Source organism: Bradyrhizobium sp. 199 (assembly GCF_023073355.1).
In the GTDB taxonomy this organism is placed as follows: Bacteria; Pseudomonadota; Alphaproteobacteria; order Rhizobiales; family Xanthobacteraceae; genus Bradyrhizobium.
This window is the reverse complement of sequence record NZ_JADPJI010000002.1, coordinates 567996-585202: the sequence shown is the minus strand read 5'-3', so window position 1 is coordinate 585202 and position 17207 is coordinate 567996. Positions and strand designations below refer to the sequence as shown.

20 protein-coding genes, 1 tRNA gene and 1 pseudogene are annotated in these 17207 nt (G+C 63.7%); 4 read left to right on the top strand and 18 right to left on the bottom strand.

The features are described from left to right. Positions 1-8 precede the first annotated feature (8 nt). Positions 9-668, bottom strand: a complete 660-nt coding sequence (locus tag IVB28_RS02800) for an epimerase (RefSeq protein WP_247524534.1) — start codon at positions 666-668, stop codon at positions 9-11. Positions 669-767: 99 nt separating this feature from the next. Between IVB28_RS02800 and IVB28_RS29475 the strand changes: the two are divergent. Beyond that, positions 768-869 (top strand): annotated as a pseudogene (locus IVB28_RS29475) (TetR family transcriptional regulator); the annotation flags it as partial. A gap of 6 nt (positions 870-875) precedes the next feature. Here the strand turns inward: IVB28_RS29475 and IVB28_RS02790 are convergent. The 5 genes from IVB28_RS02790 to IVB28_RS02770 all read right to left on the bottom strand — a co-directional run bounded on the left by IVB28_RS02790 (position 876) and on the right by IVB28_RS02770 (position 5139). Next, positions 876-1700: an alpha/beta hydrolase gene (locus IVB28_RS02790; RefSeq protein ID WP_247524532.1), complete on the bottom strand. Its 825-nt coding sequence runs from the start codon at positions 1698-1700 to the stop codon at positions 876-878. Between the two features lie 154 nt (positions 1701-1854). Continuing rightward, positions 1855-2364: a hypothetical protein gene (locus IVB28_RS02785; RefSeq protein ID WP_247524531.1), complete on the bottom strand. Its 510-nt coding sequence runs from the start codon at positions 2362-2364 to the stop codon at positions 1855-1857. A 220-nt stretch (positions 2365-2584) separates the two neighbouring features. Then, the gene (locus IVB28_RS02780; RefSeq protein ID WP_247524530.1) at positions 2585-2893 is read right to left on the bottom strand and encodes an EthD family reductase; all 309 of its coding nucleotides are present in this window, start codon (positions 2891-2893) and stop codon (positions 2585-2587) included. Between the two features lie 226 nt (positions 2894-3119). Further along, positions 3120-4826: an FAD-dependent oxidoreductase gene (locus IVB28_RS02775; protein ID WP_247525326.1), complete on the bottom strand. Its 1707-nt coding sequence runs from the start codon at positions 4824-4826 to the stop codon at positions 3120-3122. A gap of 124 nt (positions 4827-4950) precedes the next feature. Then, complete coding sequence (locus IVB28_RS02770; protein ID WP_247524529.1) at positions 4951-5139, bottom strand: hypothetical protein; 189 nt, start codon at positions 5137-5139, stop codon at positions 4951-4953. A gap of 314 nt (positions 5140-5453) precedes the next feature. On the opposite strand from IVB28_RS02770, the gene IVB28_RS02765 reads away from it, so the two are divergent. Then, positions 5454-5528: transfer RNA gene (locus IVB28_RS02765), tRNA-Thr, on the top strand. A 64-nt stretch (positions 5529-5592) separates the two neighbouring features. Next, entirely contained in the window at positions 5593-5943 is a 351-nt protein-coding gene (locus IVB28_RS02760) for a RidA family protein (protein ID WP_247524528.1), read from the top strand. 1172 nt (positions 5944-7115) lie between these two features. Here the strand turns inward: IVB28_RS02760 and IVB28_RS02755 are convergent. From IVB28_RS02755 to IVB28_RS02725, 7 genes are all read right to left on the bottom strand, one after another. Next, the gene (locus IVB28_RS02755) at positions 7116-7592 is read right to left on the bottom strand and encodes a cyclic nucleotide-binding domain-containing protein (RefSeq protein WP_247524527.1); all 477 of its coding nucleotides are present in this window, start codon (positions 7590-7592) and stop codon (positions 7116-7118) included. Positions 7593-7801: 209 nt separating this feature from the next. Continuing rightward, complete coding sequence (locus tag IVB28_RS02750; RefSeq protein WP_247524525.1) at positions 7802-8440, bottom strand: ferric reductase-like transmembrane domain-containing protein; 639 nt, start codon at positions 8438-8440, stop codon at positions 7802-7804. 12 nt (positions 8441-8452) lie between these two features. Further along, complete coding sequence (locus IVB28_RS02745; protein ID WP_247524524.1) at positions 8453-8956, bottom strand: Twin-arginine translocation pathway signal; 504 nt, start codon at positions 8954-8956, stop codon at positions 8453-8455. A 127-nt stretch (positions 8957-9083) separates the two neighbouring features. After that, on the bottom strand, positions 9084-9845 hold the full coding sequence (locus IVB28_RS02740; protein ID WP_247524523.1) for a metalloprotease: 762 nt from the start codon (positions 9843-9845) through the stop codon (positions 9084-9086). A gap of 12 nt (positions 9846-9857) precedes the next feature. Further along, entirely contained in the window at positions 9858-10403 is a 546-nt protein-coding gene (locus tag IVB28_RS02735) for a hypothetical protein (RefSeq protein ID WP_247524522.1), read from the bottom strand. 80 nt (positions 10404-10483) lie between these two features. Continuing rightward, positions 10484-10768 carry a hypothetical protein gene (locus tag IVB28_RS02730; protein ID WP_247524521.1) on the bottom strand — a complete coding sequence of 95 codons (285 nt, stop codon included), beginning with the start codon at positions 10766-10768 and terminating at the stop codon, positions 10484-10486. Positions 10769-10771: 3 nt separating this feature from the next. After that, positions 10772-11914: a hypothetical protein gene (locus IVB28_RS02725; protein WP_247524520.1), complete on the bottom strand. Its 1143-nt coding sequence runs from the start codon at positions 11912-11914 to the stop codon at positions 10772-10774. Positions 11915-12462: 548 nt separating this feature from the next. Between IVB28_RS02725 and IVB28_RS02720 the strand changes: the two genes are divergently transcribed. Beyond that, positions 12463-13458, top strand: coding sequence for an LLM class flavin-dependent oxidoreductase (locus IVB28_RS02720; RefSeq protein ID WP_247524519.1), 996 nt, complete (start codon positions 12463-12465; stop codon positions 13456-13458). A gap of 108 nt (positions 13459-13566) precedes the next feature. Here IVB28_RS02720 and IVB28_RS02715 read toward each other — a convergent pair whose 3' ends face one another. The 5 genes from IVB28_RS02715 to IVB28_RS02695 are packed head-to-tail and all read right to left on the bottom strand — an operon-like array spanning position 13567 to position 17205. Beyond that, on the bottom strand, positions 13567-14442 hold the full coding sequence (locus tag IVB28_RS02715; protein ID WP_247524518.1) for an amidohydrolase family protein: 876 nt from the start codon (positions 14440-14442) through the stop codon (positions 13567-13569). 13 nt (positions 14443-14455) lie between these two features. Continuing rightward, positions 14456-14851 (bottom strand): RidA family protein, encoded by a 396-nt coding sequence (locus tag IVB28_RS02710; RefSeq protein ID WP_247524517.1) that lies wholly within the window; start codon positions 14849-14851, stop codon positions 14456-14458. Between the two features lie 25 nt (positions 14852-14876). Next, a complete protein-coding gene (hpaH, locus tag IVB28_RS02705) occupies positions 14877-15680 on the bottom strand; it encodes a 2-oxo-hept-4-ene-1,7-dioate hydratase (RefSeq protein ID WP_247524516.1) in 804 nt (267 codons plus the stop codon). 3 nt (positions 15681-15683) lie between these two features. Further along, positions 15684-16544 (bottom strand): fumarylacetoacetate hydrolase family protein, encoded by an 861-nt coding sequence (locus tag IVB28_RS02700; RefSeq protein WP_247524515.1) that lies wholly within the window; start codon positions 16542-16544, stop codon positions 15684-15686. Positions 16545-16587: 43 nt separating this feature from the next. Then, a complete protein-coding gene (locus IVB28_RS02695) occupies positions 16588-17205 on the bottom strand; it encodes a flavin reductase family protein (protein WP_247524514.1) in 618 nt (205 codons plus the stop codon). Between the last annotated feature and the right edge of the window lie 2 nt (positions 17206-17207).

Genomic DNA, 17207 nt, shown 5'->3' with positions numbered 1-17207 from the left:
CCGGCCGGTTAGAGGCTATTGATATCCTCCATCTCCAGCACCTTCCGCGGATACCCCTCCCGGGCGACGTGGATCATGGCGCGGCCGATCTGCTCGGTGGAGGTGACGAGCCGCGGCGAGAGCCGGCGCAGCACCGACCAGAGGGGCCAGCTTGCCGTATAGACCGCCTGCACCCAGGCGGTCTTGGAACGGGCGCCGTGCAGGGGCTGGATCGCGCCGGGCCGGAACATATAGGCAGCCCTGAACGGCAGCTTGAGCAGATCGTTCTCGGTCTTGCCCTTGATCCGCGCCCACATCCGCGAACCCTGCTCGGTGGAATCTGTGCCGGCCCCCGTGACGTAGGTGAAGGTCATCTGCGGGTTGAGGCGCGCCAGCGTCGTCGCTGCCGCGAGCGTGAGGTCATAGGTGAGATGCCGGTAGCGCTGCTCGCTCATGCCGATCGAGGAGACGCCGAGGCAGAAGAAGCAGGCGTCAAAGCCGGTGAGCTGCGTTTCGATCTTCGAATAGTCCAGAAAATTGTCGTGGATGATCTCGACGAGCTTGGCGTTGCGCACGCCCGTCGGGCTGCGGCCGACCACGAGCACACGGTCGATGCCGGCATCGATCAGGCATTCGCGCAAGACGCCCTGCCCGACCATGCCGGTCGCGCCGAAGATAATGACTTGCATCGGGACGTCCCCAACAGGTTCGCGGCTCATGCGGCGGCCGCGATCTCGCCGAAGGATACACAGGTCAATGTCGCCGAGACATCCCACAACAGACCAGTTCTGCGCGTCGGCGGCGAAAGCTGGATCGGCGACGGCGCGCGGGAGAAGCCGGAGACTTTCGTCAAGCGCACCTTCGATGCGATCAGGGCCATCTTGAAGTGAGGTGCCTCACTCCCTGAAGAACGCCAGGAGGTCCGCGTTGATGGTTTCGGCGTGCGTGGTCGGCATGCCGTGCGGGAAGCCCCTGTAGGTTTTCAGCGTGCCGTTCTTCAGCAGCTTGGCCGAGAGCGGGGCGGAATCGGCGTGAGGCACGATCTGGTCGTCGTCGCCGTGCATCACCAGCACGGGCACGTTGATCTTCTTGAGGTCTTCGGTGAAGTCGGTCTGGGAGAACGCGACGATGCCGTCGTAATGCGCTTTCGCGCCACCCATCATGCCCTGGCGCCACCAGTTCTGGATAACCGCTTCCGATGGTTTTGCGCCGGGACGATTGTAGCCGTAGAACGGGCCGGCCGGGAGATCGCGATAGAATTGCGTGCGGCTGGCGGCGAGCTGCTTCTGGAGATCCTCGAACACGCTCTTCGGCAGGCCACCGGGATTGGCTGCAGTCTGCACCATCAGCGGCGGCACCGCGGAGAGGATCGCTGCCTTCGCCACCCGGCTCTCGCCGTGGCGCGCGATGTAATGCACGACCTCGCCGCCACCGGTGGAATGGCCGACATGAATGGCGTTCTTGAGGTCGAGATGCGCGGTGACGGCCGCGAGGTCGTCGGCATAGTGGTCCATGTCATGGCCGTCGGAGACCTGCGACGAGCGGCCGTGGCCGCGGCGGTCATGGGCGATGACGCGGTAGCCGTTGTTGACGAAGAAAATCATCTGCGCGTCCCAGTCGTCCGCTGACAATGGCCAGCCATGGCTGAACACGATCGGCTGACCACTTCCCCAATCCTTGTAGAAGATCTCGACGCCGTCTTTGGTGGTGATGGTGGGCATTATGGGACTCCTTTGAGCGAAACGTCATTCCGGGCGCGCGAAGCGAAGCCGGAATCTGGAGATTGTTCAATCGAGATTCTCATGTGCGCAAGAGCGCACCATAGTTCATCGCTGCGCGATGCCCCGGAATGACGGTGAATGTGTTCGCGATCGATCAGGCAAACGCCATCGGCCTGAAGCGGCGCCAGGCGCTGATGGTGAGCACGACGAAGAACACCAGCACGAGCCCCTGCACCACGGCGAATACCGGGCCCGAGGGCGGCGCCGGCGCCACGGCGGGTGCGAGCGCGGCGAGCGCCGGCACCTTGAGGAACGACTGGATCACCAGCACGAAGGCGTTGAAATAAAGCGAGATCATCGCGGTCACGATGTAGACCGGACGCCAGATGCCTGTGAGCTTCATGGCGTACAGCGCGACGCAGGCGATCGCGAGCAGGACCAGCGAGATGATGCCGATGATGTGCGAGGGCAGCACCTTCTCGAACGGAAACAAGAAGCCGGTGGCGCTGGTCAGGATCGTGAAAGCTAGGAAGATCGCGGTGAGGCGCGGCATCGACTTCGAGCCGAGCAGGCCGAACATCACGACGAGGCCGGCGGCGATGCCGATCAGGCTGATGATGACATGGACTAACGTGAAGGCGGGCAAGCTCAACCCAAGAACCATGACATCTCTCCTACTCTGCGCGTTGAGATAGCGAGAGGTGTATTACGGTGCTCATGGAATTGCCAATGCGTTGTCGCCGCATGTATGTGCGCAGCCATGCGTCATCGTGCGAATCGACAAACGCATGGCTGAATTTTTTGCATCGCTGTCACAAACAAAGGCAGTGTCTGTTTGTATCAGAGACGAGATCGAGGCTTTCGACGAAAGTTGAATCGATTCGTCACACTTCCTTGGTGTCGAAGATCAAGAGGTCGGCGCCGCCGCTGGCGAACTTCGGCACGTCCGCGCCGGTCGCCTTGCCCTCCGGACTGCCGAATGCCGCCTGAATGTCGGCCACGCTGTCGAAGGTGAGGATGGCGACGAGGTGGATTCCGGAGGGACCGGCGGGAGATGCGACCGGCCCTTTGCTGATGGCATATTTCTTCAGGCCGGGAAGCTTCTTGGCGAGCGGAATATGCGTCTCGGCATAGTACTTGTCGAAGGCGGCAGCATCCTGGGGTGTCTTGTAGAGCACGACGATTTCAGCCATTTAGTCCTCCCTTTTGAATCTTTTGTTCGTTCGGTCTGCTCGATCCTCATGGTGAGGAGCGTGCGAAGCACGCGTCTCGAACCATGACGGCCCGGCTGTTGCATCCGGGCCTTCATCCTTCGAGACGCGCGCAAGAGCGCGCTCCTCAGGATGAGGGGATAGTCACGTATGATAACGCAAGATGGCAAGTCACATTCGCCTTGCCATCTGCTTGTGTTCTACTTGACTAAAGCGTCGGCTTTGCGGCGTCGCCGAGATAGCCGTGCAGGGAGGCCACGACCTGCGCGCCCTCGCCGATGGCGCCGCCGACGCGCTTGACCGAGCCGGAGCGGACGTCGCCGACGGCGTAGACGCCGGGCACGGAGGTCTCCAGCGGCGCCACCAGCCGGCCCTGGTTCTGCTCGGACTGCGCGCCTGTCACGACGAAGCCGCCGCGATCGAGCGTCACGCCGCAGCCGTCGAGCCAGGAGGTGGCGGGATCGGCGCCGACGAACAAAAATAGATTGCGGATGTCGGCGGAATCCTCGTCGCTCGACAAGCGGCTCCTCCAGCGGATGCGCCGCAGCAGCGAGGCCTCGTCGCCTTCGAGCGCCGTGATCTCGGTGTTGAACATCAATTCGATGTTCGGGGTCGCTTCGATGCGCTCGATAAGATAGCGCGACATGCTGGCCCCTAAGCCGCCGCCGCGGATGATCATCAGCACCTTCTTGGCGTGCCCCGACAGGAACACGGCGGCCTGGCCTGCCGAATTTCCGGCGCCGACCAGAGCCACCTCCTCGCCGGCGCAGAGCCTCGCCTCGACCGGCGAGGCCCAGTACCAGACGCCGCGGCCCTCGAACTTGTCGAGGTTCTCGATTTCGGGCCGGCGATAGCGCGCGCCGCTGGCGACCACGACCGCGCGCGAACGCAGCGGATCGCAGCCGTCGAGCGCCACCGCGAACGCGCCGTCCTTACGCGTGCAGTCGAGCGACTTCACCGTGACAGGAATCATGATATCGGCGCCGAACTTCTGGGCCTGGGTGAAGGCGCGCGCGGTCAGGGCCTGGCCCGAGATGCCGGTCGGAAAGCCCAGATAGTTTTCGATGCGCGCGCTGGCGCCGGCCTGGCCGCCGAAGGCGCGGATGTCGAGCACGGCAACGGACAATCCTTCTGACGCCGCATACACGGCGGTGGCGAGCCCGGCCGGTCCGCAGCCGACGACCGCAACGTCGTAGATGCGGCCATCCTTGGCCCCGCCGATCATGCCGATGGCGCGGGCAAGCTCGGTCTCACTGGGATTGCGCAGCACCGCGCCGCTTGCGGCGACGACCAGCGGCCAATCCTCGGGCTTCGGGGAATAACGCGCGATCAACTCGGCGGCGTCACGATCGCGCTCGGGATCGAGCAGATGATGCGGCTGGCCGTTGCGGGTGAGGAAACCCTGCAACCGCACCACGCCGGCGGAGTTTGACGGCCCGATCAGCACGGGGCCGCCGATGCCGCCCTGAATGAGATTGACCCGGCGCAGGATCAGCGCGCGCATGATGCGCTCGCCGAGCTCGGCCTCGGCGACCAGCAGCGCGCGCAGCCGGTCCGGCGGCAGCAGCAGCGTCTCGACATCGCCCTCGGCGCGGCCGTCGACCAGCGCCGGCTGTCCCGAGAGCTGGCTGAGCTCGGCCAGGAATTGCCCGGGTCCCTGGTCGATCACCGGGGTGACGTGACCGAGGCCGTCGCGCTGGGTGATGGCGACATGGCCCTTCAGCACGACGAACATGCCGGGCCCGGGCTTGCCGGTCTCGAACAGGAACTCGCCGTCCTTGTAACTGCGGACCTCGCCGAAATGCCTGATCCGCTCGATCTCGGCCGGGATCAACGTCGGAAAGGTCTGCTCGGGGCGCGTGAAGCGCGACATCAGCGCGCCACCGTCATCTCGTTGTTGTCCGTCCTGCCCCATCGTCATTCTCACTCATTCCAAATTCTAAAGCGCGATGCGATCAGGATGAATCGCCATCGCGCTTTGGTTGTTGTTTAAGCATGATCTTTTGGGAAAACCGCTGCGCACTTCTCCGGATCATGCTTTAGCTGCCGGCTTTCCCGGCGGTCCCCTTACTTAAGGAACCATCCTCGTTCTGCGAGAGCTCAGGACTTGCGGCGCGTTCGCGCGCCTGCAGCTTCCGCCGCTTCAGGTTTTCGCGCAGCGCCGATTTCAGCCGGTCGTCGCGGGACGCCCTCGCCTGTCTCGTGCTCTTCTCGGTGTCGTCAGCCATCCCGGTCCACTCGGTTTCATCGGTGATACCATGCCCGAGGAATACGGCAGCTCAAGAGGCCCGCGCGATCAGGTCGTGCCAAACGCGAAATGGATCCAGCGCGAGCTTTCAGGCCACTGGCCAGTTGGGCGGGGATACGGAGCTGAATCGACGGAAAGCCGGAGGTTTCGAGCCCAAACGGCCACTTTGGCCCTGATATCGGCTCGATTTTCTCGTTTTGACGGGCCGAGCAAGCTTGCGCAGGAGGGGGGCTTGTGGCAGATATCGGCCCGCTTGGTTGGCCCCCTCGGGCGCCCGATTCTTCACCAGCACATGCTGCCGTAGCTCAGTGGTAGAGCACTCCATTGGTAATGGAGAGGTCGACAGTTCAATCCTGTCTGGCAGCACCAGCTTCCCCATTGAAGCGAGCCTTCACCCCGACCTGCGAGTCCGCAACTTCCAACAGACGCCATCGTGATCAAACGTTCCCTGCCCTATGAAGGACTGCTCCACGAGATCGTGGAGCATAATGGCGTGCTCTATCTCGGCGGCATCGTTCCCGAGGATTCGGGACTCGACATGGCAGGCCAGGCCGACGATGTGCTTCGCCAGTTGAAGACGTTGCTCGATGGGGCCGGCTCCGATCTCTCCTGCGTTCTGCAGGTGACTATCTTTATGGCTGATCTCGCCGACAAGGCGGCGTTCAACCAGGTGTGGAAGCGCTATTTCACCGCGGACCATCTGCCGGCGCGCGCCGCCCTCGGGGTTGCGGATCTCGGCCCAGGCGTCAGGCTGGAGCTGACGGCGATCGCCGCCCGCCGCTGATGGCCTATTGCATATGGGATTTTGCGCGACCTGAGCGCGCGCCTCGTCCTTCGAGACGACCGCTTCGCGGTCTCCTCAGGATGAGGCTAAGCAGCATATGCTCGTTGAACCTACGGCCACGAATACGGTCCTCATCCTGAGGGCCCGCCAACGGCGGGCGTCTCGAAGGATGGGTGCAGGGGAAGTCGCCTCCATATGCGATTGGCCTGCGTGCCGTGACGGGCGGCGGCACCGGCAGGGCGAGAACGCTCGGACGGTCTTGTGTCCAACACATGAAGCAACGTTCTCGCGGCGCGAAGCGTCCGAGTTTTGCTCGCCTGTGTCGCCGTCTTCTTTGAAGAAGGCGCAGGGAAGACCGGGTGCCGGCTGGCACCTATGACCCGCTGCGCGAAAAATTTGCACACGCAAATGCGCAGGCGGACAACAGGTGGGCCGGAAAACACCCGGCCTTCCCTGCGCGATGGGTTGACGGCTTATGCCTGCTCTCCCCGGAGCCGAGTTCCTTCTGGCCTCCGTCACCTCGCGAAAACTGATGCACCGCGTCCGGTTGGCCGGTGCATCTTCGCGAAAGCTTGGCTGTAGCAACGACAGCCAGGACGACATGGTTTTGCCGTACGCAGTTGCGCCGTTCGTCGCACGGAGAAGGACCTCACGAGGTTCACCCGCCCTGGTCCCGCCTTCCCGTGCCCGACGCAGCCGCGTCCACCGCACCCCAGCCCACGTTCGTTGCGACGTACGATCGCCCCTCTCCTCGGGCCGGGATGGCGCGAATATGCCGCAATTCCGAATTTCGGTGGAATATTTTTGAAAAGAGGAGTTGACGGAATTTGGTGTTTTGCCCGACGGGTCGCGATTTGGCTCGCGCAGGTAAGGTTAATCCTTCCTTTCGATTGTCGGTAAAGTTTTATCTATTATCGTCTTTGCCGTAGTTGATGAACCAGGGGCTCCGATAGTGTTTGCGTCTTGCCTGATCGTGACTGGAATTGCGTTGCTTCTCTCCGGCATCGTTGCCTTCGGCTTTCATAGAAACTCCCTGCACGCGATGGCGTTGCTGTAGCCGTTACGAATAGCTCGTAGGATGGGTAGAGCGAAGCGAAACCCATCGATATCGCGTTCAGACGAAGCATGATGGGTTTCGCAAGGGCTCTACCCATCCTACGCAGCGCTCACTATCAATTGTCGTGCTCCGCCTGGAGTCCGGTGAAGCGATTGTCGGCCCGCCGGAGCCGCCGGCACAGTTCGCGGTTGATGTTCTGCAGGACGACCACATAGGCGTGGATGTCGGTCTTGTAGCAGGCGTAGAGATTTTGCGCCGTCAGCTCGTACAACATCGTCGGCGCCTCCGCGACCACCGTGGCGGAGCGGTTTTGCATTTCGATCAGCGTCATCTCGCCGAAGAAATCACCCGGCTGCAGAACCGAAATCGGGATGGGGCTTCCTGCATTCGCCCGCTTGCTCACCGCCAGCCGGCCGGACTTGACGATGAACATCGAGCGTCCCGGCTCGCCTTCCGCCACGACGGTCACGCCGGCGTCCAAGCGGCGCTCGACCAGCATTGACATCAGCAGATCGAGGCCTCCGTCCGAAAGGCCGCCGAAGAACGGCGTCGCGAGCAGGAACGCTTTCAGATCGGGGGCAGTGACGGTCATTGCGGGAGGTTACGCCCGGCCGGCAACTGCGGCAAGCGGAGGAAACCGGAGGATGGGTAGAGCACTTGCGAAACCCATCATGCTCCCGCGTCGGCAAAGTGAGATGGATATCCTTTGCTGCAATCCAGAGTCTCTTCGCAGCGACAGTCCGGATTGCTTCGTCGCAAGAGCTCCTCGCATCGACGCGTGGAGAGATCATCGCCTCTCGGCTACTGCCGCGCGATACTTTCCCCGCGCAGCGTCCTTCGCTTTCGCCAGACCTGCAGATCAACCATGACCTTGATGGTCGCTGCGAGGACAGCTGCGCATAGCACGGCCTTCGAAGCCGTCTCCATCGTCCCTTCGATCAGCAGGCAATGGACCACGCTGCCTGCGACGATGACGATAGCGAGAGGGATATGAACGACGCGCCAGGTTCGCAGGCGCAGTCCCAATCGCCGGCGCAACGCGGCCAAAATCGCGACGACGAAGATGGCCCACATCGCGGTCACGCCGAAAGGCGAGAACGGCGTCGGCGATGAATAGGTCAGCGCGTCGATCATATCAGGCGGGCTGGTGATCCAGAGGCCGGCGACGTGGATCACCACGGCCAGCGCCAGCGCGCCACCGATCCAGCGATGGGCGCGCCGTCCGCGATAGGCCGTCAGTCCCGGCAGATAGCCGCCGATCAGCAGGGGCTGAGCAAGCACGAGGCCGAGGGCAACGATCCCGGCGAACCCCGCGAGGATGTAGACCGGACCGCGCCATGCGAGCTGCTCGCTTGTTGCAGCCAGCGCGATCGGCACGCCGAGGGCCAAAGCGAGCGCGACCCAGATCAGGATCACCCGCGCCGATCTCCACCCCGTCATTCGCCGGCCCGGTCAGGCCGGCTGCAGGACGAAGTGCGCCTCGAGGCTGGTTTCCTTTGCGCTCCGCATCACCGGCCGCAGGAAGACGGTTTTGAACTCACCGCTGTCATAGGCAAGGTGGCCATGCGGCTGGCCGAAGATCGGAATGATCTGCGGCATCTCCAGCCGGAACTTGCCGTCCTTGTCGGTGAGCGTGGCGCCATGGCTCTGCGGCTCGTGCTCCTGCCCTTCGACCGTGTGCGCCCAGATCTGGATGCGCTGCCCGGCAAGCGGAGCCCCGTCGCCGGCGCGGCGGACGGTGCCGCTCATCCAGAAGCCGCCCTTGCCGATGCGCTCCACGATCTGCGCGCCCTTGCGATAGTTGTTCGCTCCGCCGGACATCGTTTCGGTCGGCGCGAGGCCTGCCGCGCGGGCGGGCAGCAGGAGGCCGGAAACGCCGGATGCCAAGAAGCCGGTTGCGAGAACGGAGCCGCCGGCGGCGAGGAAGTGGCGGCGGTTGAATACGACCATGGTCATGTCGGTTCCTCCGGGCGAGCAATGCAGTACTACCACCGAGACTACAGCAACAGACGCCCGACGCCCAGTTACGACGAAGGGCGCCCCGGGTCGCAATAACGCTGTTGTGAAAGCAAAGAGAGCCGCCTCAGAAGTTCGCCTTGACGAAATTCTCGCCGATGTTGAGGGCGTCCAGCAGCGACTTCCTGTCGTCGTGTCCGGTCTGGTAACCCTTGACGATCGCATCCCCGCGTTCTTTCGGAGTGCCGTGATGTTTCGGGTGCTTGAGCATGTTGTCGCCCGAGTTGAATTGCGTCAGGGCGATCACGGCGGCGTTGAAGCTCGATTGCTGCAATTTGCGAACGCCTGCGAAGTAACCGGCAAGGAAATCCGCGTGCAGTTCCACTCGTTTGACGGTGGGCTGCCCATCAAGGAGAATTTCGTCCACCCCCACCTTCCACTGCAGCACGTGTCCAAACTCATGGGCACAGATGCCGGCGACCGCGGCATCTCCTGCCTCAGGGTCTGCCATCAATTGCTTCAGGAGCCGTTGGCCGAACAGCACTGTGCCATCGGTACCGGCCACGCGCTTCTCGCGCAATGCAAACGCGTTCGGCGACTCACGGTCGTCGAAATAGGCGAAGCTGGGCGTGACATTCAGACAATCAGAAATCCTGACCAGCGTTTCCGCCAGCGCCCGGTCGAAATCCCTGTCGCCCGACTTGGGTATTGATGGCATCTCGCGCACGCTGCCGCCCTGCCCATCCTGCTTGTCGCCGAGAATGTTGCTGGCCTCGCTCCCTGTCAGACTGCAGCCATAGGCCGGATTGTGGCGACCGTCGGCGGCCCGCGCTGCGACGCCGCCGAAGAGAAGAAGGCCGCAGCCGATGCAACATCGTCGTGTCAGCATCTGCATGTCTCCCTAGCAGAGATTTGGAAACCTCTTACAAGCCTCTGAGGTGCCGCTGGTCTGCGGCGGGGGATTCGCCGGCGGATTTGGCACGCTTCCGGGAGTCGGAGCCCCGGTTTGCGGAAGCGGCACGGGTGGGGCCGGCAGTTGCTGAGGCGCGGAGCCGATGTTGAAGTTCGCGTATTCGATCCGGTTGGTATAGAGGCTGATGCCCAAGAGCCAGGTCGACACGCCCTGCTGATGCTGCGCGACCAGGGAATACACCGGTCCCGCAGGGAGCTGGGACTGTCCGTTCAGAACCACATTGGTCACCTGCCCGAGTTGGACCAGTTGCGGGTAGACGCCGCTGTTGCCCGTCTGCATCGCGATCGTCTGCCAGAGTTGCGGGCCGTACCAAGTCCAATTCGGTGTGCCCGTCTGCAATTGCTGGATGACGGCCATCAGGATTTGCCGCGGGTCAGCCTGCGCCGACGCAGTTCGCGTACCCTGCACTTGAAGCAGGCACCCCAACATTGCTGCAATCAAAAACCGGATTGATCCCTTCGACATCATCTGCATTCCCCTGCACCCCACGCTACGAAGCCAAAGCCGCCAAATGCCCGATGCCCCACCGGCATCTCGATCAATCAGTCAGCCGATCACCTGTTGATCTGCCCGGTCGAACTCCTGATATCCGGCACCGTCGGAGGCACGACGATCGGCCGCTCCGGGACTGGACGATCGGCATCAGGGGCAATCCTGAACGTACTCGACCCACCGCCCGTACCGGTTCCCGACCCGATGTCGGAGCATTGGATCCTGCACGCCATCTTGCTTCGGTCGCAGTTGCAGCCTTCGGCGATCCGGCTGAACAACTCAGCGCGGGGTAGCGGAAACGCGATCAGCGCCAGGCTGGCCAGCAACAGTGTCTTGCGTGTGCTCATCCTTCACTCCCCAGGCCTCAATCGAACGCTCTTGAAACCGACCACGACCGGGCGCGGCAGCAGCGTATCCGGCAACAGCACGTTCGACGCCGCGCGGCGCTCGAAGGCGATCGCCCCGCCCGGCGCATCGTTTGGCCCGGCCTGCGGCGTCGGAGCGGGGGACTGCGGCTTGCCGTCGCCGCTCGCGCCTGCAGCCGCCGGGGCCGCCTGCGCTGCCGCCGCCGGCAATACAGCCTGCTGGTTCACCCCCACGTTCCCCCGCGTGCCGCCATCCTCGCCCATGCTGGTTTGAATCGAGCGGGCCAGGAACACGCGGCTGACGAGCGCGAGCTCGACCGAGAAGCGCGGCCGCTCAACGCCCGTCTTGCGATCCTTCACCTTGTCGTCGATCCTCTTGCCGATCAGGATCGAAAGCTGTTTGCGCAACCCTTGCTGCGAGCAGAACCCTTTCGTTGCGTCATCTTCGCAGAAGTCGAGCAACCGAAGCTCCGCCGGTACCGCCGGAACACCGTAGGTTTCGGTGGCTGAAAATCTGACCTCGACCGTTTCGGTCGAGCTTGCATCGGCACCAAACCCGCCGCTCAACAACTGGGACATCGCGCTGGCCCCGCCGCTTGCCCGCTTCACATTGGTAATGGTGAAGCGCGGAAACAGCACGAGCGGAAGGGTGGTCCGGGTCGCGGGCGGCTTGAATAGCGAGTCGGTGGAGACCGTCTGCGGCCAAACCTGTCCGTCACGGTCTGGGCGGGCATTCGTGGCGGGGAACTGATAGACCGCCCGATAGGCATCCTCGATTTCCGAGGTCATATCGAGATGCAGCAATTTGATCGAGCGCCCCGCGAAGGGCTCGTCCGTCGCCGAATCGCTGACCGCGTCGTCGGAGATCATCGCAAAGACATCGCCAACCTGGATGTCCTCGACGGGTGGATAGACCGGCTCGAAACCGAGTTTCTGGATCGCCTCATTCCATTGCTTTGCGACCGAGAGCTTGGGTTGCTCACCGGTCCCGGCCCAACGCACCAAAGCGAATGTCGCGGCTGCCACACCGATGAAGCCCACCACCACAATCCAGGTCTTGGACCCCTTCTTTGCAGGGGCAGGCGCTTCGTCAGCCGGGGGAGCCACTTCGCCGGGAGGACCACCCATGATCCAACTCTCTATATCCGTTATGCGGCGCAGCCTGCGGCTGGGACGCCTTGCCAATATATTTTCAGCGAGCCCAGCTTTACTGGTGCTCGCTCACGACGGCGCTCCATCGACAATCAACCGCGTCTCAGGATGCCGCTTCGTTTGCGAAAACACGCCTTCAAACAATCTCGTCACTAAACATGAAACTCGCGGGGGTTGCCACTGGCAATTCGGACAATCCCGGAATTGGCGGTCCTGCCGCGCGGCTGGGGGCGGGTCGTAATGACGCACGCAGGCCCAACCATCGTCGCGGCCGTATCGCTGGCCTGCAGGTCCTGCTCCGCGTGAGGGAGATTGGAGCTCCACAACGATGCCCTGCCAGCGCCCATCGGCGGCAACGCCAGGGAGTCTTACCCGGCGCCTAAGAACGCTAACTATTTCAATACGATCCATATCCGTTCGTGCTTGACCGACATCTTCAACCATTGCGGGGCGGCGCTAACATTCCCATGGACGGGCACTACATGTGAAAGCCCAATGCGCATCCACTCACCGGTACCCTCCCCATGATCCCCTTCTCCGTGCTCGACCTCGCGCCGATTTGCCAGGGTAGCGACGCCGCGCAGGCGTTCCGCAATTCACTTGATCTGGCGCAGCATGCTGAGAAGTGGGGCTTCAAGCGGTTCTGGCTCGCCGAGCATCACAACATGACGGGGATCGCCAGTGCGGCGACGTCCGTGGTGATCGGGCACATCGCGGGCGGGACGACAACGATCCGCGTCGGGTCCGGCGGGATCATGCTGCCGAACCATTCGCCGCTGGTCATCGCCGAGCAGTTCGGCACGCTGGAATCGCTCTATCCCGGGCGGATCGATCTCGGGCTCGGCCGGGCGCCGGGCACCGACCAGTTCACCGCGCGGGCGCTGCGGCGCGACCTCGCCACCAGTTCCGAGAACTTTCCGCATGACGTGCTGGAGCTGCAGGCGCTGCTCGGCGATATCAAGCCGAACCAGACGATCCGCGCCGTGCCCGGCATGGGGACCAAGGTGCCGCTGTGGATCCTGGGATCCAGCACCTTTGGCGCGCAGCTCGCCGCGATGCTGGGCCTGCCGTTCGCGTTCGCCTCGCACTTCGCGCCGCAGATGATGATGCCGGCGCTGCGCGAATATCGCGCGCGCTTCGAGCCGTCGGCACAGCTCCATAAGCCTTATGCGATGATCGGCGTCAACGTGTTTGCGGCGGACTCCGACGCGGAGGCGCGGCCGATGTTTTCCTCGCTGCAGCAGCAGTTCATCAACTTACGCCGCGGCACGCCGGGACCGCTGCCGCCGCCGGTGGACGATATGGACGCGCTGTGGTCGCCGGTGGAGAAGGCGATGGTCGGCCAGTCGCTGTCCTGCTCCGCGGTCGGCTCGCCTAACGTGGTCGAAGAGAGATTGAAGGCGCTGATCGCCGAGACCGGCGCGGACGAATTGATGACCACGGGCCAGATCTACGACCACGCCGCGCGGCTGCGCTCGTTCGAGATCGCGGCCGAGGTGCGGGATCGGCTGGCGGGGTGAGCAGTGGGGTGAGCGCGGTTCGTCCCCCGGAGGTCTGATCCCTCCCCCCTTGTGGGGGAGGGAACGGAGAGAGGTCGAGAACTCAACGGGGCCTCAACTCAACAGGCGCTAATCCGCAAAGCCGAACAGCTTGGCCGGATTGTGCACCAATATCTTCTCCAGCTCCGTCTGGTCGGGCGCGTAGCGGTACATCAGCTCTAGCAGATCGGCATCGTTCGGCGGCTGCTTCACCGAGACCGGATGCGGCCAGTCGCTGGCCCAGACGCAGCGGTCGACGGCCGCCTCGATATAGGCACGCGCGATCGGGATGACGTCGTCGTAGGGCGCACCAAGCTTCGAGGTCTTCTCGCCGAGCGACAGCATCACCCAGAAATTGCCCTTGTCGAGCAGCTCGAGCATCTTGCGCAGATTCGGATCGTTGTTGCCGGCTTCAGGATCGGGACGCGCCATGTGGTCGATCAGCACGGGAACGTCGAGGTTCTCGTACTTGGCGACGCTTGAGACGATGCCGTCCTTCTCCGGCTGGATCTTGACGTACCAGCCGAGCTCGCGAATGCGCGCGATGGCGCGGGCGAAATCGGCGTCCGACAGCACCGCGCCGAGCTCTTGGCGGAAGCTGAAGCGCGCGCCGCGCACGCCTGCATCATGCAGCTTGGCGAGATAAGCATCGTTCGCCTCAGCGAACACCAGCGCATTGGCGCAGCCGCGATAGTTCGGGCCCATCGCGGCGAGGCCGTCGAGCACGACGGCATGATCGGCGCCGTAGGTCGTGGTCTGCACGATGATGCCGCGCTCGATGCCGAGCGCCTTGTGCATGCGCAGCGCCGCTTCCCAGGTCGCACTCGGCATCCGATAGGCCGCGCCGGGGCGCTCCGGATATTTGTCGACGGGCCCCAGCACGTGAAACTGGCTGTCGATGGTCTTCGGCGGCGGCGCCTTGATCGGGCGGCGCGGATTGGGGTCGAACGGCAGATAGGTCGGCATGCGCAAAACTCCTTCAGTCGATCACGGCGGTGAAGTCGCACTGCACCAGCGCGCCGCCGTCCATGTTGTCCATCGGCAGCGCGTGGCGCGCCGGGCGCGAATGCTCGTCCGGAAACATTTTGAGCCACTCGACATTGACGGGGCTGCGGTCGTTGCGGTTCTTCAACCATACCGTCATCTTGATGATGTCGTCCGTGCTGCCGCCGGCGGCTTCCACCGTCCCCTTCATATGCGCGAACATGTTGGCGCATTGCGCGTCCAGGCTCTCCGGCATGACGCCGGTCGCGCCATCGCGACCGAGGATGACGCCGGACATCACGAGGCTGCCGATGCGACAGGCGTTCGGAATCGGGTTGGCATGCTTGAAGCCGCCGATATGGATGCTCTTGCGCCGCGTATGACCACTCATGATGCGCTTCCTCATTGTTGTTGGTTCAGACGAACTGGCAGGACACCGAGCCGAACGCGCCGTAGTCGGCATGGAAGGTGTCGCCGCGGCGGATGTCGACCGGACGCGTGAACGATCCTGCCAGCACCACCTCGCCGGCGGCGAGATGTTCGTCATGCGGCGCAAGACGGTTGGCGAGCCAGGCGATGCCATTCGCGGGATGATTGAGCACGCCGGCGGCAAGGCCGGTCTCCTCGACCTCGCCGTTGCGGAACAAGAGCGCACCGATCCAGCGCAGATCGGCGTCCAAGGGGCGAAACGGCCGGCCGCCGAGCACCAGCGCGGCGTTTGCCGCGTTGTCCGAGATCGTGTCCATGACCTTTCGCGTCTTGCCCGTCTCAGGATCGACGCGATGCATGCGCGTCTCCAGGATTTCGAGCGCGGGCGTGACGTAATCGGTGGCGTTGAGCACGTCAAAGATGGTGCAATCGGGCCCGCGCAGCGGCGCCTTCAGCACGAAGGCGAGCTCGACCTCGATGCGCGGCGCGTGGAAGCGGTCGAACGGAATCGGCGTCGCATCGGCATAGAACATGTCGGCGAACAGCACGCCGTAGTCGGGCTCGGAGATGCCGACCGCGTTCTGCATCGCCTTCGAGGTCAGGCCGATCTTGTGACCCCTGATGATGCGGCCGCGGCCGAGCTGGAGCTTGGTCCAGGCGCGCTGGACCGCGTAGGCATCCTCGATGCTGAAATCTGGATGGTCCTTTGTGAACATCGGGATCAGCGATTTCGTACGCTCGGCTTCATCGAGGCGGGCAGCAAGCCGTTCGATCGTTGCGGCATCCAGCATGATCTATCTCTCCGCCGCTACGGTGTTGCGGAGCACACCGATGCGGCTCGACTCGACCTCGACGACGTCGCCGTCCCTGAGCCAGCGCGGCGGATCGAAGCGGGCGCCCGCGCCGGTCGGCGTGCCGGTCACGATCATGTCGCCCGGCTTGAGGGTTGCGAAAGTGGAGAGATAGGAGATCAGGAAATCGAACGGGAACATCAGCCGCTCGGTCGTGTCCTGCTGCCGCACCTCGCCATTGACGCGCGTGGTGATATCATGAGGCCCGCGCGGATCGAGCTCGTCCGACGTGACGATCCACGGGCCGATGCTACCGGAGCGATCGAAATTCTTGCCTTGGGTCACGTTGAACTTCCCGTGACGCAGCCAGTCGCGGATCGTGCCCTCGTTGCATAGCGTCATGCCGAAGATATGCGACCATGCCTTTTCGCGCGGGATGTGTCGGCCGCCCTGGCCGACCACGATGACGAGCTCGCCCTCATAGTCGAGCTGCTCCGAAACCTTCGGCTTCTCCAGCGGCTGGCCCGAGCCCGTCATCGACGACATGCTGCGCACGAACAGGCTCGGATATTTGGGCAGGTCCGAGTTGTCCTTGTACTCGGCGTTGCGCTCAGCGTAGTTGACGCCGATGCACCAGAGCTTTTCCGGCGCGAGCACCGGCGGCAGCAGGACGAGGTCTTCAAGCGTGTAGTCGGGCTTGGCGCCGGCCGTCGCTTCCTGCGCATCGGCGAGCGCGTTGGCCGCGATCAGCGCGCGGGCATCGGAGAAGGCGCGGCCGATCCGCTTGGTCAGGTCGATCACACCGCCTTCGACGGCCGCACCGTAGCGCGGCTCTCCATCGACGAGATAGCTTACGAGGCGCATGGTCGTTCTCCAATGGTGTTCGGGCAGCGCGGCGGGGCGGCGCTCAGTCTTTCGATTTCGGGGTCTGGAATACGGTCTTCAGCGTCACAATCTCGCCGAGCCGGGCGTAACGGGGACCGCCGATGCGGGCGATCGGGTCCAGCGCTGAGGTCTCGACCTTGCCGTCATTCACGAGGCCGTCGCGGATGTGGAACATCACGACCTCGCCGACGAGGAGCCGGCTCCTGGCATCGCCGAATTCCAGGCACTGCCGGAAGCGACATTCCATCGCGACCGGCGCTGCCGCCAGCCGGCGCACCTTGATGAGCTCGCAGGCCAGCGTCTCGAGCCCGAGATGTTCGACCTCGCTTATTTCAGGCGGATGCTCGACCGACGAATCGTGCACCGCTGACATCAGCGGCGCATCGGCGATGTGGATCACGTACTCCTCGGTATCGAGGATGTTGTGCGCGGTGTCCTTGTAATCGGCGCCCTTGCGGCCGACGCTGATGGCGAGCATCGGCGGCTTCTGCGAGACGAAGGTGAAGGCGCTGAACGGGGCGAGGTTGAGCACGCCGGATCGCGATAGGCTGGTCACCCAGGCGATCGGACGCGGCACCACGATGCCGGTCATCAGGCGGTAGATGCGCTCGGCGCCGAGCTCGGTGGGGTCGATCCGCATCG